Origin of the sequence: Streptomyces sp. ITFR-16, assembly GCF_031844705.1 — a bacterium.
Taxonomy (GTDB): Bacteria; Actinomycetota; Actinomycetes; order Streptomycetales; family Streptomycetaceae; genus Streptomyces.
Window position 1 is genome coordinate 4,422,502 of record NZ_CP134609.1, and the last position, 13,012, is coordinate 4,435,513.

Below are 13,012 nucleotides of genomic sequence, written 5' to 3' on the forward strand. Positions count from 1 at the left end.
TCGCACGTGGCACAGCAGGCAGGGGGACCGAACGCCGTGCTGTCGGGCTGCCTCGACGAACTCGGATGGAGCCCCAAGGCGCTTGCTCGCAAGCTCAACCGGGTGTTCGGAGCGGGCACCGTCGCTGAGTCGGCGCCGTACCACTGGAGGGACGGCGGTTCCCTTCCGCGTTCGCCGTTGCCGATGATGGCTGCCTACGTGCTCTCCCAGGAACTGGGCAGAGCCATCTCGGTGGCCGAACTGTGGCAAGGCCGCGCGGGCGACTCCTCGGCTCTCGTCCCTGCGGACACGGATCTCGCACGGCCCTGGACCGTGCAGGGCATGGAGGCGATCGTGGAAGACTGGGTGATGGGAGGGCTCGTCGACCGACGTCGATTCCTTGCGATCTCGGGCGCGGGGCTACTCGCGATCGTCGCCCAGTACCTTGACGGAACGGCAGGCCGAGGCCAGTACGCGCCCCGGATAGCTCCGTCGAACGGCGCCGATCCGCTTGTCGACCAGGTTGAGCAGCACCTGCCCATGCTCCAGTTGCTTGATGACGAGCACGGAGGAGCGCGACATCTCCCTTACGTAGGTGCTCAGTTCCGTGCGGTGGGACTACTCATTCACGATGGTGGTCACTCGCCCGTCGTGACAAGCAGGCTTATCCGCGCGCTCGCGGAGATCGGCCAGCTGGCCGGCTGGATGGCCTTCGACGCCGCCGATCACGGCCTGGCACAGCGCTACTTCGCCACGGCACTGCGAGCCGCGCATCAGGCCAACGACCTTCCTTTGTGCGCCCATATCCTCGGCGACCTCTCCTTCCAGGCAGCGAGCCGAGGACACCCAGCGGACGCAATCGCCCTCGGCGAGGCTGCCCGCCGCGCCAGCGAAGCCGCTCCGCCCGCCGCCCGGGCATCCGTCCTTTCCCGGCTCGCCTATGCGTATGCCGCCGCCGGCCGTGACAACGACTTCGCGCACACCCGCGGCTCTGCCCGAGAACTGATCGCAAGTCGTGACGGCAGCCAGGAAGAGCCCCGGTGGATGTACTTCCTGACCGACAACCACCTGGACTGCCAGGCCGGCTACGGCTTCATCCAGATGGGGCGCGCGCGGCAGAAGGCCGACGGCAGCACGAAGGCCCGACGATTCCTCGCGCAGGGGACCGAGATGCTCCGGTCCGGGGCATACGACGTTCCGCGTGGCGATCCCAGCCAACGGAGGGCCATGTTCGAAGGTGCCTGGCTGGCCTTGGGGCACAGCGCTCACGGAGACCTGGAGGCGGCCTGCGAGATCGGACAGATCGCGGCTGACCGCCTTGGCGTCGTGTGTTCACCGAGGAGCGCCGCCCTACTGCACCAGCTTGCCGCGGACCTCCGCCGCCGCCAGCGCAACCCGCATGTCCGCAGCTTCCTGCCGGTCCTCGAAGACGCCCTCGCCCGACATGCTCCATCCTCGCCACCCGGCCGTTAATGTCGAGATCATGAACGCAGGGGAGCGCGTTGTCGTTGTCGGGGCTGGGGTGGCAGGACTGACCTCCGCCGTCGTTCTCGCCGAGGCCGGGGCCTTGGTGCGAGTGATCGCCGAGCAGGTGCCCGGTGCCACCTCGCTGGCCGCCGGAGCGATGTGGGGCCCGTACCTGGTAGAGCCGAAGGACAAGGTCGACCGGTGGGGGCAGCGGTCCCTGGAGGTATTCCGGGAGCTGGCCGAGGACCGGGCCACAGGTGTCCGGCTCACCAGCGGCATCGAGGCATCGCGTACGGCCGAGTCTCCACCGGACTGGGCTACGACCCTGCCGGGATTCCGGCCGTGCGAGCCGACCGAGCTTCCGACCGGGTTCACCGCCGGGTACCGGTTCACAGTGCCTCTGATCGACATGCCCGCATATCTCGACTACCTCCTGCGCCGGCTGCATGCAGCGGGCGGGACGGTTGAGCAGCGATGTCTGGCCTCGTTCGCGGACGTCGGTCCGGCCACCGTGATCGTCAACTGCACGGGCATGGGGGCCCGCGGCCTGGTCCTGGATCCGGAACTGCGGCCGATTCGCGGCCAGCACGTAGTCGTCACCAACCCGGGGCTCACCGAGTTCTTTTCCGAGGACACCGGTACGTCACCGGATCTGTTGTGCTTCTACCCGCATGGAGAGACCGTCGTCCTGGGCGGCACAGCCATCGACGGCGAAGGCAGCCTCGCCCCAGACGGCAAGGCGGCGGCTGGCATTCTCGCTCGATGCGTCAAGGTCGAACCCCGCCTCGCCCGTGCGCGTGTCCTGGAGCACCGGATCGGCGCTCGGCCGACCCGTTCTACGGTCCGCGTGGAGGCGGAGCGGGGGGAGGGCGATGCGCTGGTCGTGCACAACTACGGTCACGGGGGTGCCGGTGTCACTCTGTCGTGGGGGTGCGCCGAGGAGGTTCGGGATTTGCTTGCTCCGAAGTGACTCTGGATCTGCGGCCGCCATATCACTCGCTTCGTGCGGCCACCTTGGAGGGACGACGTGACTCAACTGAATGCGAGGCAGCGACCGGGCATTGCCGCGGCGATCGTCGTTCATGAGGGGCGGGTCCTCATGGTGCGTCGTCGGGTCAATGAGGGACAGCTGTCCTGGCAGTTCCCTGCCGGTGAGGTTGAGCCCGGAGAGACACGCGAGGGCGCCGCTGTGCGCGAAACCCGGGAGGAGACTGGCCTGACCGTCTCCGCAGCGAAGCTGCTCGGCGAGCGGGTCCACCCGAAGACGGGTCGGCTGATGTCATACACAGCCTGCGACGTGCTGAGCGGTACTGCCTACGTCGCAGACACCGAGGAGCTGGCCGAGCTCGCGTGGGTGGCCCATGGCGAGATCGTGCAGTACGTACCGTATGGGCTGTTCGAGCCCGTACAGGCTTACCTCGACGCAGCACTGCTGTAAAGGGTTGGCGCGCGGGCCCGGAAGCTGGTCGTATACGCGTCATGAGCCGTCTGAGAGAGTCCGTTACCAGTGTCATGCACATCCTCGATGGAGCGGACCTGGGCGCGGACTATGCGGTCTCGCAGTTGCTCGACGAGACAACCGCCCGGCGCTCCCTGGATCTCTCCGACCTCTCCCCCCAGGAGCAAGCCGCGCTGGTAGAGGGGCGCGCCATCAACCTGATCCCCTCGGCTGCGGTACTCGCCGAGAAGATCGAAGCCGCGCGGTCTGAGGGGCGCCAGTTCGTCATCAAGTACGGCATCGACCCGACCTCGCCCGACGTCCACCTCGGCCATGCGGTGCCGATCATCATCGCCAGCCGGTTGCAGCGCATGGGTCACCACGTCGTCTTCATCATCGGCGACGTGACGGCGAAGATCGGTGACCCCTCGGGACGCTCCTCGGAACGACCGGCTCTCACCGACGAGGACATCGCCCGCAACCTGAGCACGTACCAGCAGCAGGTCACACCGTTCATCGACTTTGAGCGTGCCGACCTGCGCTTCAACGGTGAGTGGCTCAACAAGGTAAGTCTCCCGCAGCTCGTCGAGATCCTCGCCCGAGTGCCCGTCTCCATGTCGTTGCAGCGTGAGGACTTCCGCACGCGGCTCGCAGAGGGGCAGGGCCTGTCCATCGCCGAGTTCGTCTACTCCGTCGTCATGGCGATGGACTCGGTCGCCATCACTGCCGACGTTGAACTGGGTGGAGTCGACCAGCTGCTGAATCTGCAGATGTGCCGCAAGGTCATGGAGATCTCGGAGCAGACGCCCGAGGTCGTCATCACCACTCCGCTCATCGAAGGGACCGACGGCACGGGCTCCAAGATGAGCAAGAGTAAGGGCAACTACGTGGGCCTGACAGCAACGCCCGATGACGTCTACGGCCGGCTGATGTCCATCCCCGACCACCTGACCGAGCCGTACCTTCAGCTCCTCACCGAGTGGACGGACGACGAGATCCGCGTGGTGACCAAGCGCCTGGAGGACGGGACCGCTCACCCGATGGCCGTCAAGCGGATCCTCGCCGGAGAGGTGGTAGCCGCCCTGCACGGCCCGCATGTCGCGGCCGCCGCCCGCGCGGAGTTCACAGCTCGCTTCTCAAAGCGGTCCTTCGGGGACACCCAGAACCTCCCCGTTGTCTCCCTGAAGGAGCACTCCGAGGACACCCTCGGGGCCCTGATCAGCCGCACGCTGGACTTCGCCCCCAGCATCTCCGCCGTGCGCCGTGTGGCTCAGCAGAAGGGCCTGCGTCTTATCCGTGAGGCAGACGGAGAGCAGCAGACCACCCAGCTCACGGAGGCGTCCGTCCAGCAGGCGCTCGGCGCAGTGGTGAGCGAGGTTGGGGCACTCGACGGCGCCGCGCTGTACCTCAAGGTGGGTCGCAAGGTGGCTCGCATCGAAGCCTGAGATTCAAACCAGGCGCCGGCCCACATCGGCGGGTCGGCGCCGTTCTGCTTGGTCTCTGTGCGACGCGGTGCAGCCGAGTTGTACGTGCACGATGCGCGACTCCTCCAAAGCGGGCCTACCACCCAACGACGACCTCGTTCATGGCGTTCCACCGCGTTTGTACCCGACCCACAACCGCCCGCCGGCCTGCTCCAGCACCTCGTCCACGGCTGCCACGAGGGACTCAATCCGCCCCTCCAATACTTCACGCAGGCCATCGTGCAGCCGCATGCTGAGCCCCGGCGCTGTGGTCTCAAGACGGCGTGCGAGCCACTTGCCGCCTCCGTTCCAGGATCCGCCGAAAGCCAGCGCCAACTCGCCGGTTCGCCTGACAAGTTCGGTGCCTATGAACAGCCGTTCGCTCTGGTCGGTGCTCCCCGCGAGGTCGTCGAGGAGGTCGGTGATCGCGTAGCGGCAGCCATCGATCTCTTCGGTCGACACCTTGGGCGGTCCCGCCGCGGTCAGCTTCCGGGCCTCAGCGGCGATGTAGGCGCCGACTCCGTCGTGGTCGAAGAGCAGGATCCCGTCGGCGCACATCCAGAGCAGCGGTGATCTGCGCTTTCGTACTTCTCGTTCGACGAATGCGTGCCATGTTGCCTCGGTGTGCACGAACATCTCCACGGGCCACTCACCGTGCTGGACGCTTGCCCGGTACGGGGCTGGGGGTCCATGGAGGAGCACCACGATGTCGAGGTCGGACATCGCCGTGCGGCGGTCCGTTACGACGCTGCCTCCGAGGAAGGCGGCCCGGGCGTCGGGGTGGTGCTCCTTGATAACGGCACGTGCGGCGTCGATCGCATCCATGCAGCAACTATTCAGCACTCTGTCTGTCGTGCGCACCGGGTTTCTATGGGGATACGGCAGAGCTGTCCCCAGGGGGAATGCTGCTCCATCTGGCATGTCTCCAGGCCAGTGGGCCCGTGTCTGCGGGCGAGAAGTCGGCGAATGGTCTCAGGGTCGTGGCCTTGGCCTCCGTCTGCGCTGATATTGACGCGGGACGGGGTTGACGGCCCCTACGCGGCGCCTCCGGCGACGTACGAGCGCCGCCCGTGGCCTAGTTCGCCGGGGGCAGACAGGAAAGAGTCACGAAAGACTGGCCAGCGAGTGCAGAGGGATGTCAACGTAGACGACCTGCCAGAACCCCAGGTCAGAGCGCTGGTCGGCGCGCCTGTGGCTCCCCTGGCCGCAGCTTCTCCACTCGTCTATCTGCTGGAGGCGCGACGCCGACAGCGGGGTCGGGCGCCTGCCGCCCGAGGTCGCCGTCGCCATGAACCGGCAGGCTCCCGTCCAGGCGCTGCCGCGCCGCGTTGCCGGCGCCCAGTACACCCGAACCCGGCTCTTGGAGGCACTCCTGAATCCGCGCTACCCGTTCGATCCCTCTTTCGCGGCTGGCGCTCTTCCCGCGTACTGGGTCAGCCCCCGACACCTGGCTGGCGATGACGGTCGTCTCTGCGATGTCGTCGCGGACAGCCTCGCAGGTCTGGGCTGGACGAGTCTGACAGCCGTGCGAGGACGGCGAGACTTCGATGAGCTGGGAGATCACCACGTGGTGCGCAGCACCGTCCTGCACATCAGTCCCGACGCTCTTCGGTGGGCACAGTGGGTGCTGGCGGACGAGCCGTTTCACCTCGGTGGCCTGCCGGTCGCGTGGCAGGTCTCGGCCCGCTCGGACACCACCAGTTCGCTCGCGGACTGGTCCGCCTACTTCACCCCAGGCGTACCGGGAGAGGCCATCACCGAGTTCCTCCTGGCGCTCGACCAATGCAGCCAGCCCACCACCTTGTACGACGGTCCCGAACTGGTCCTCGCTACGGCCGCCGGGAACGGTTGGCTCCGGGACGCCGACCAGCCCCACGCGGCGGCGATGCACCCCACCTTCACCGCCCGCCTCAGCCTCGGCGAGGTGCCGCCCCTCATTCAGGATGCCGACCCCAGCGCCCTGACCGCCGAGGGGGACGGGCAGGTGGCGATGGGCTGGCAGGCGTGGGCTGAGCCTGCAATGGGGGCTCCGTACCTGTGGGCCGCCTCATTCAGCGCGAGCGTGCCGCACCGTTTGGTCGCCGCGTTCGCCTTCTCGCTCAGCTCCACGGCACCGGTACTGCGCCGGGTGCTGCCGGAAAGTACGCGGGACCAGATCCTGTGTGCTCCCGCCAACTGAGAAGCGCCCCACTCCGCGTAACGAAGCCGGGCCTCCCGTCTGGGAGGCCCGGCTTTGTGGTGCTCTAGCAGGTTTTATGTGTAGCGGACCTGTGGTTGCTGGGGCGGAACCGTGTCAGCACTGGGGGCCATACCCCACTTGTTGGCACCGCTGAGCGACGGTGCCTATCTGATCTCTCGTCGCTCCGATCGCTGAGGCTGGCAGACACGCCGGCCAGGCCGATTCCTCGCCCTGGTCGAACAACGACGCGGCCCTTCGTCAGAAGGTGTTGGCGGTGAAGGGGCGCGGGGGTGTGGCTACGAGGCCGAGCAGGCGGTTGAACTCCGTCCGGTCCTCTTCGCTCATGAGCTCGTGGGCGTTGCCGAGGTTCTTCACGGTGAGCTGCTGCATGAACGGGGCGAGGAGGCGCTGCAGTGCTTCCGGGGCGTCAGCCCATGCCTGCCGGTGCTTCACGAAGCGCTTGAACTGCGCGTCGAAATCGAGGAACTCGCTGCGAGTCGCTGTGAGGACATGAGCCTGTTCCTCCTTGCTGAACGGCCGTCCATCGCGATGGCTCCACGTGTTGGTGTCGGCTCGGTACTTGAAGTCCGCGTCGGCGAGGAGGGCGATGATGTCGGGTCGGGATGAGGTTGCGGTCATACGGGTGTGACGCTCCTTGTGGGATTGGATGGGGAGCATCAATCGTCTGGAGAATCGCCGGTTGGGCTAACCGGCGATCGTCGGCTATGTTGCGCCCGATTCCCCGGGTCAGTGCCTGCGGCTGGAGTGGTTCGACGCCTGAGCCGCGGACGGTGTGGCGGAGGCCGGTGTCGGGATGTGCCGGCCGTCTCGGGCGCCTGCGGTCTGGAGGCTTTCGGGTGCCGCTGCGGGCAGGTGGGCGCTGCGGCGTAGGCGCCAGACGAGGACATCGCTGATGGAGTCGGCGCTGCGGAGCTCGCGTCGCCGGGCGGCGTCGGCGAGCAGTGCGCCGGGGTCGTGGCCCGCTTGGCGGGCGTCGGTGAGGGTGGCAGCCAGGGCGGGCCAGCCGGGCTCGGCCTGGATCCGTTCGGCGAGCTCTGGCAGTGCCTGGTGCAGGAGATCGGCTTGCCGCTCTCGAATACGCGGTGCCATCCGCTGGCCTCGCTGGCGGAGGGCGGCGATGGGGTGGGCCGCAGCAGCCTGGTAGGCGGTGCGTAGGTGTTCGGCGGCTTGCTGGGCTGCGGCTGCCTGCTGGCTGTGGTGCCTTTTGGCGTGCCAGTTCGCTGCGGCGATGGCGAGGAAGATGGCCATGTCGATGACCATCGCCGTGGTGGCTCCGTCTTCGCCGCGGCCGAGTGCGGGGCCACTGTGGACGAGATCGTGTGCGGCCTGCCGCAGAGCGTGGTCATGCCCGCGTACGGCGCGGACATGGGAGCGGCCGGCCCGCTCGAATGCGTTGGCCGCCTCCCGCAGTTCCGCACGGGTGTGCGCGGCAGAGGTCTTGGCGAGCGCGTCCAGGACCTCACCCGCTGCGGCGATCTGTGCTGCCGTCATGCCGTCGTCGCCGTGGTCGATGATCAGTAGGGCCTGCCAGCTGGCGGCCGACGCCCGGCGCCGAGCGAACGCGGGATGGGTCACCTGCGGCAGGGTGGGCTGCACCGGCTCGGAGCCGCTGGAACCGGCCTCGGAGACCGCCTCTGCTTGGAGGGACCAGCGTTCGCGGATGCGGGGCAGGGACAGGTCGGGTGCGAGGGTGGAGCCGGCGTAGAAGACCGGATCGTCGTCCTTGTTGCGGTCACCGGGCAGCGCGACCTTGTAGCCGAGCAGGTCGCCCGAGGGTGCGGTCCGCTTGCGGATCAGAAGGCCGTCGGCGGCCAGACGGTCGAAGAACTCATCTGTGGATGCGGCGCCGGCCGATGCGCCGCGCACGGTTTCGCGCAGTTCCTCCCGCACCGTGCGTTCTCGCCCTTGGCGTTCGGCTTTGTGGCGCTCGGCGCTGGTGGGGCGTTTGGCCGCGGTGCCGTCGCCGGGGGTCACGCGGTGCAGGTCGTAGTCGGCTTCGATGCGGCGGGCTTCGGCCTGGGCGCGTTGGCCGGAGCGGTGGTGGTCGGGACGGCGGCCGTTCTCGCGTACGAGGGTGGCGATGACGTGGATGTGGTCGTCGGCGTGGCGGACGGCGGCCCACCGGCACCCGGCGTCGTCTGGGCCGCCGGAGTCTATGCCGGTGGCGGCCACGATGCGGCGGGCGATGGCGCCCCACTCCTCGTCCCTCAGGATGCGGTCGGTGCGTGCTGCGCGGACGGAGCAGTGCCACACGTGCTGGTCGGGCCGCTGGTCTGCGTCGAGGAGGTGCAGCGGCTGGTCGAGAAGCCGCTGGAGGTCTTCCTTCGTCGCGGAGGGGTCGCGGCCGGGGTCAGGCGCCATGTCGTCGAAGGAAGCGACCAGGTGCGGGTCGACGTGCTCTTCGCGGGTGCCCTTGCCGTAGAGGTAGTTGAGCAGGCCGCGGGTGCTGCTGCCTTGCTTGTGGATGCGGGGGATCAAGCGGCCTCGTCTAGCTGTCGGTTGTTGATCCGCTCAACGGCCGCCCTGGTGGCGGTGGCCGCGCGGCGGACGTAGGTGAGGGTTTCCTCGATGCGGGCGCTGTCGATGTCGCCGCCCGAGTTGAGTGTCTTGGTCATCTGGTTGAGGTTGCTGCCGGCCCAGCCGAGCTTGCGGCTGGTGGCGAAGAGCTCGGTGAGCACGTCGTGGTCGGCGGCGATGGTTGCGGCGGTGCGGGTCTGGTCGCGGGCGGCGGCCAGGGCGGAGTGGGCGAGGAATCCGGCGATACTCATGCCGACGGCATCGGCGCCGGCCTGGATGAGAGCGCGTTCGCGTTCGTTGAGTCGGACGCTGTGGGCGGGGCGCTGCTTCTTGTCGCGCGGGCGGGATTTGCCCTTGGTCAGGCGCGTGTGGCCGGCCGTACGTGGCTGCGAACCGCCCTCGGTCGCAGCCTTCCCGTCCGGCGCCCCCTGGCGCTGGTCGGGCCCCGCCACCCCTGGGGCGGGGTCGGGTTCGGACGCTCCCCCTGCGGGGGAGTGTCCGAACCTCCAACTTGCTCCGCTTTGGGCTGGCGTGGCTTGGGGCGCGTTCTGATGCTCTGGGCTGTGGGTGCACGAATCCTGCATGGAGAGCAGCTCCTGGTTGAGGGGAGAGGGCAGCGGACAAGGTCGACGTACGGGCAGCGTCCCCAACGCCCGCTGGTTCGAGCGGTGAGTCGCGAGGGAGGGCCGTGCGTGCCTGGTCAAGCGGTGCCAATGGGGCGGGGCCGTGGGACCAGACGGGGTGCTGGTCCCACGGCCTCCGTTCGGCGTTCAGGGCTGACCGGATATCCGGTCAGCCCGTGGGGACGGCGGTCTCGCAACCCTGCTCTGCGGCCAGGAGGGCCTTGAGTTCGGTGAGCCTGTCCTCGGAGATGGGGAGTTCGGCCTCACGGATGGCGTTCCGTAGCACGGCGCGGGTGGCTGTTCCGTGCATGGCGATGGCCGCGCGGCCGATCGCCAGGAGTTCGTCCATCTCGGCACCGGGAGGACGTCCGTAGCGTTGCGCCGCAGGGACGCCGTCCTCGTGGGACGGCTCGGTGGTCTCGCGGGTGGGGACCGAATCGTGCAGGGGAAGTTGGTTCTGCACGGATCGAGGAGGCAGGGACTCAAGACGAAGGTTGGAGTCGGCGTGCTCCCCGGCTTCCTCGCTCGTCAAGTCGAAACCTGCACCCGATCGGCTGCGCGGCGGAGTCGTCTCGACATGGCGCATGGCGCCTTCGTTCGGAGGGAAGGCGTTCCAAGGCGATGGCAGTTCGATCGTGGCCAGAGCTGTCGCGTGACGGCGGACGGCAAGCTGGTGCAGCAGCACTTCGCGCTGGCGCTGGTCGATTCCCACAGACGCTTGGGCGACGGCGCGGGAAAGCCGTCGCGCGGTTCGCCGGCCTCGCCAGCCGGCGCGCTGCTTCGGGGTTCGCTCCGCAAGGTGCGCGGCCAGGGCGACGGCCCTGCGGGTGGCACGGTCGCGGCTGATCTGCGCTGCGTCACGATCGTGTTCGGCGACCCCCAGGCGCGAGAGGCCGCGTTCGCGTACTTCGCGACCTATCCGGGCGAGGAGGCTGTGGGAGGCAGCCTCGGGCGTGCGGATGCGTAGTTCGATGCCCATGGCCTGATGCCACAGCAGTGCGGCCATGACCGGTCCCACGAAGGCCCGCACCGTGCCGCCGACCACACCCGACTCGGCGTACGCGGGGATCACCTGTACAGCGGTGATCACCCAGGTCAGGCCGCCGGGCAGGCCGGGTGCTTGCTTGGGGCCGTGCAGGTTCTGCCGCGCCAGCAGGGCCGTGGCGAAGAGAGCGAGTTCCGCGGCGGCGAACATCGCGGTGCGCTCGGTCGTGCCGCTCATGTCGAGGTAGTCGGCGGCGAACCTCCAGCTGGTGTCGGCGCTGTAGGCGGTACATCCGACCGCGGCCAGTGCGGCGACCCTGACCGCGGGCGTTCCAGGCTGTCGCTTGGCGTGGTTTCGGGGAGCGCGTCGGTAGATCAGACAGCTGACCAGCAGCACCGTGCAGGTGGCCAGGAGAGCGGCGAGCGCGATAGGTATCGCGTTCCAGTGCCCGAGTGCGGGCATGGCAAGTTCCGTCATGCAGGGGTCTCCAAAGGGCCCGCCGCGCCGTGTGGGCAGGCGTGGGCGCGGACGAGCGGTGTGGTGAAGGTGAGCTGGTGCGGGGCGGCGCCGTGCGGTCAGGCGGAGAGCTGGCGTCTGCGGTCGGCGCCGGTGAGGACGACGGTGCTGGTCATCTCGGCGAGACGGGAGGCGACGCGGTCGCCGACGGCGTCGCGGAGCGCGGCGGTCGGTAGATTGGTCGTGAGGAGGGTGGGGAGCAGGTCGGTGTAGCGGCGGTTGATCAGCCGGTACGTGATCTCCTCGGTCCACTCCGACTGCTTGGCTGCGCCGAGGTCGTCCAGGATCAGCAGCGGGCAGGTGCTGAGGGCGGCGAGGTCGCGCTCGGCGTCGTGGCCGGGGCGTGGGCGCAAGCGGGCGTACAGGTCGGCTGTGGTGGCTGCCTCCCACCGCAGCCGTACCCCGGCGGTCAGCAGCGAGCGCACCGCGCCGTACGCCTGGTGCGTCTTGCCGGTGCCGGTGGGCCCGGCGATCAGAAGGGACGGTCCCAGTGCGATACCCCGGGTGCCGCTCGGTCCGGGCCGTGCGGCGAGCGCCACCTCGTCGACCCAGGCGGCAACCTGCTGGTGGCCGGCGAGCGCGTGGCGGTAACGGGGCGGGATGCGGGCCGCAGCCAGTTCCAGCGCGGTCACCCGTTCCGAAGGGGCCTCGGCAGGTGACGTAGTGGGATCGATGCCCCGTTCGGCGAGGATGGTGCCGAGGCGGGCGGCGAGGGTGTTCATGCGCTGCGGCTCGCGACTGGTGGTGGCTGTGGTCACAGCTGACCCCCGTAGGCCGCCTCGACGTCAGCGGGCGCCGGGTTGGTCCATGCTCGGTGCGGGGCGGCAGCTGCCCGTGGAGCGTTCATGGCCTCGTCGACCAGGCTCGGCAGCAGCCCAGCGGACAGCCCCTTGGTACGCATGCGGTCCATCCCGGCCCTGATGTGGTCGGGGGACAACCCCTCGCCGAGCAGTTTGCTGACCACCTTGCCGAGGCGGCCGAGGACGTCGCTGGGCGGGCGGTGTTGGCATGCGGCGACGTGCTCGGCGACCAGGTCCTTGGCCGAGACCGAACCCGAGACGGCAGGGGGCGTGGGGGCGCTTGCGCTCCCCACCGGAGGTGATCCTAGATCCAGGATCCTAGGTCCTAGATCCGGACCCTGAGTCCTCACCGCAGTCTCCCAGCGTTGTGGTGAGGGCTCACTGAAATTGCTCTGACCTGCGGTTTTCCGGTTCACGGAGGGCTCGCTGTATCCGCGTGACGCATCAGGGCGTCCACCGTGAGGGCTCACGGCCTGTTCATGGAGGGCTCCGTGAACAGGCGAGGCCGCCTCGTCCGACCGGCTGCCCTGGTGGCGCGGGCAGGCCGGGCAGCGGCTGCCGCTGGGCCGGTTGATCTTCTGGTGACGGGCCCAGGTGACGATGTGCAGGTACCGCTTGCCGTCGTCGCCTTCGTACCGGCAGATCAGTCCCGCACTGTCGAGCTGCGTGAGGTCGTCCTCGACCTCCAGCGGGCCGTGCTCGGGGCGCAGGGACCACAGGGCGCCGGCGATGACGGCGGCCTGGTCGCGGAAGCGACCGTGGTCGTCCGCCTGCGTAAGCAGGCCGAAGAAGGTCCGCTCGGCATGGACGCTCACCGCGGCGAGCGACTCGGAGATGAAGGCTTCCGGCTTGATGGTGCGTATCCGCGCCATGTCTATCGCCCCGCCTTCGTGGGCCGAGCGGGCGAGTTCGGCGACGGGGATGCGACTACGGCCACGAAGGCAGTAGCTTGTTGGGGCATGCACAGTTCCTCACCCGGTGGCGTTATGACCGCCACCGTCTTGATCGTTCAGGTACGGGCGAT

At 68.8% G+C, this 13,012-nt stretch carries 12 protein-coding genes; 5 read left to right on the top strand and 7 right to left on the bottom strand.

What is annotated here, in order from left to right; all coding sequences use genetic code 11:
• Nucleotides 1–6 precede the first annotated feature (6 nt).
• Genes RLT58_RS19575 through tyrS form a run of 4 tightly spaced genes read left to right on the top strand, consistent with a single transcriptional unit; the run spans nucleotide 7 to nucleotide 4,329 of the window.
• Entirely contained in the window at nucleotides 7–1,452 is a 1,446-nt protein-coding gene (locus RLT58_RS19575) for an NsdA family TPR-like regulatory protein (RefSeq protein WP_311311673.1), read from the top strand.
• A 10-nt stretch (nucleotides 1,453–1,462) separates the two neighbouring features.
• Nucleotides 1,463–2,416, top strand: coding sequence for an FAD-dependent oxidoreductase (locus RLT58_RS19580; RefSeq protein ID WP_311311674.1), 954 nt, complete (start codon nucleotides 1,463–1,465; stop codon nucleotides 2,414–2,416).
• Nucleotides 2,417–2,473: 57 nt separating this feature from the next.
• A complete protein-coding gene (locus RLT58_RS19585) occupies nucleotides 2,474–2,884 on the top strand; it encodes an NUDIX hydrolase (RefSeq protein ID WP_043972521.1) in 411 nt (136 codons plus the stop codon).
• Nucleotides 2,885–2,925: 41 nt separating this feature from the next.
• The gene (tyrS, locus tag RLT58_RS19590; protein ID WP_311311675.1) at nucleotides 2,926–4,329 is read left to right on the top strand and encodes a tyrosine--tRNA ligase; all 1,404 of its coding nucleotides are present in this window, start codon (nucleotides 2,926–2,928) and stop codon (nucleotides 4,327–4,329) included.
• A gap of 138 nt (nucleotides 4,330–4,467) precedes the next feature.
• Here the strand turns inward: tyrS and RLT58_RS19595 are convergent, their stop codons facing one another.
• On the bottom strand, nucleotides 4,468–5,172 hold the full coding sequence (locus tag RLT58_RS19595; protein WP_311311676.1) for a nucleotidyltransferase domain-containing protein: 705 nt from the start codon (nucleotides 5,170–5,172) through the stop codon (nucleotides 4,468–4,470).
• Between the two features lie 535 nt (nucleotides 5,173–5,707).
• Between RLT58_RS19595 and RLT58_RS19600 the strand changes: the two genes are divergently transcribed.
• A complete protein-coding gene (locus tag RLT58_RS19600) occupies nucleotides 5,708–6,526 on the top strand; it encodes an SPDY domain-containing protein (RefSeq protein ID WP_311314572.1) in 819 nt (272 codons plus the stop codon).
• A gap of 258 nt (nucleotides 6,527–6,784) precedes the next feature.
• Here the strand turns inward: RLT58_RS19600 and RLT58_RS19605 are convergent, their stop codons facing one another.
• From RLT58_RS19605 to RLT58_RS19630, 6 genes are all read right to left on the bottom strand, one after another.
• Nucleotides 6,785–7,165, bottom strand: coding sequence for a hypothetical protein (locus RLT58_RS19605; RefSeq protein ID WP_043972519.1), 381 nt, complete (start codon nucleotides 7,163–7,165; stop codon nucleotides 6,785–6,787).
• Between the two features lie 108 nt (nucleotides 7,166–7,273).
• Complete coding sequence (locus tag RLT58_RS19610; protein WP_311311677.1) at nucleotides 7,274–9,025, bottom strand: relaxase/mobilization nuclease domain-containing protein; 1,752 nt, start codon at nucleotides 9,023–9,025, stop codon at nucleotides 7,274–7,276.
• Nucleotides 9,022–9,315 carry a mobilization protein gene (locus tag RLT58_RS19615; protein ID WP_311311678.1) on the bottom strand — a complete coding sequence of 98 codons (294 nt, stop codon included), beginning with the start codon at nucleotides 9,313–9,315 and terminating at the stop codon, nucleotides 9,022–9,024. The genes RLT58_RS19610 and RLT58_RS19615 overlap by 4 nt, the downstream gene beginning before the upstream one ends.
• Nucleotides 9,316–9,856: 541 nt before the next feature.
• Nucleotides 9,857–11,149 (bottom strand): hypothetical protein, encoded by a 1,293-nt coding sequence (locus RLT58_RS19620; RefSeq protein ID WP_311311679.1) that lies wholly within the window; start codon nucleotides 11,147–11,149, stop codon nucleotides 9,857–9,859.
• A 98-nt stretch (nucleotides 11,150–11,247) separates the two neighbouring features.
• On the bottom strand, nucleotides 11,248–11,946 hold the full coding sequence (locus RLT58_RS19625) for an ATP-binding protein (protein WP_311311680.1): 699 nt from the start codon (nucleotides 11,944–11,946) through the stop codon (nucleotides 11,248–11,250).
• Nucleotides 11,943–12,860: a hypothetical protein gene (locus RLT58_RS19630; RefSeq protein ID WP_311311681.1), complete on the bottom strand. Its 918-nt coding sequence runs from the start codon at nucleotides 12,858–12,860 to the stop codon at nucleotides 11,943–11,945. The genes RLT58_RS19625 and RLT58_RS19630 overlap by 4 nt, the downstream gene beginning before the upstream one ends.
• Nucleotides 12,861–13,012: the final 152 nt, after the last annotated feature.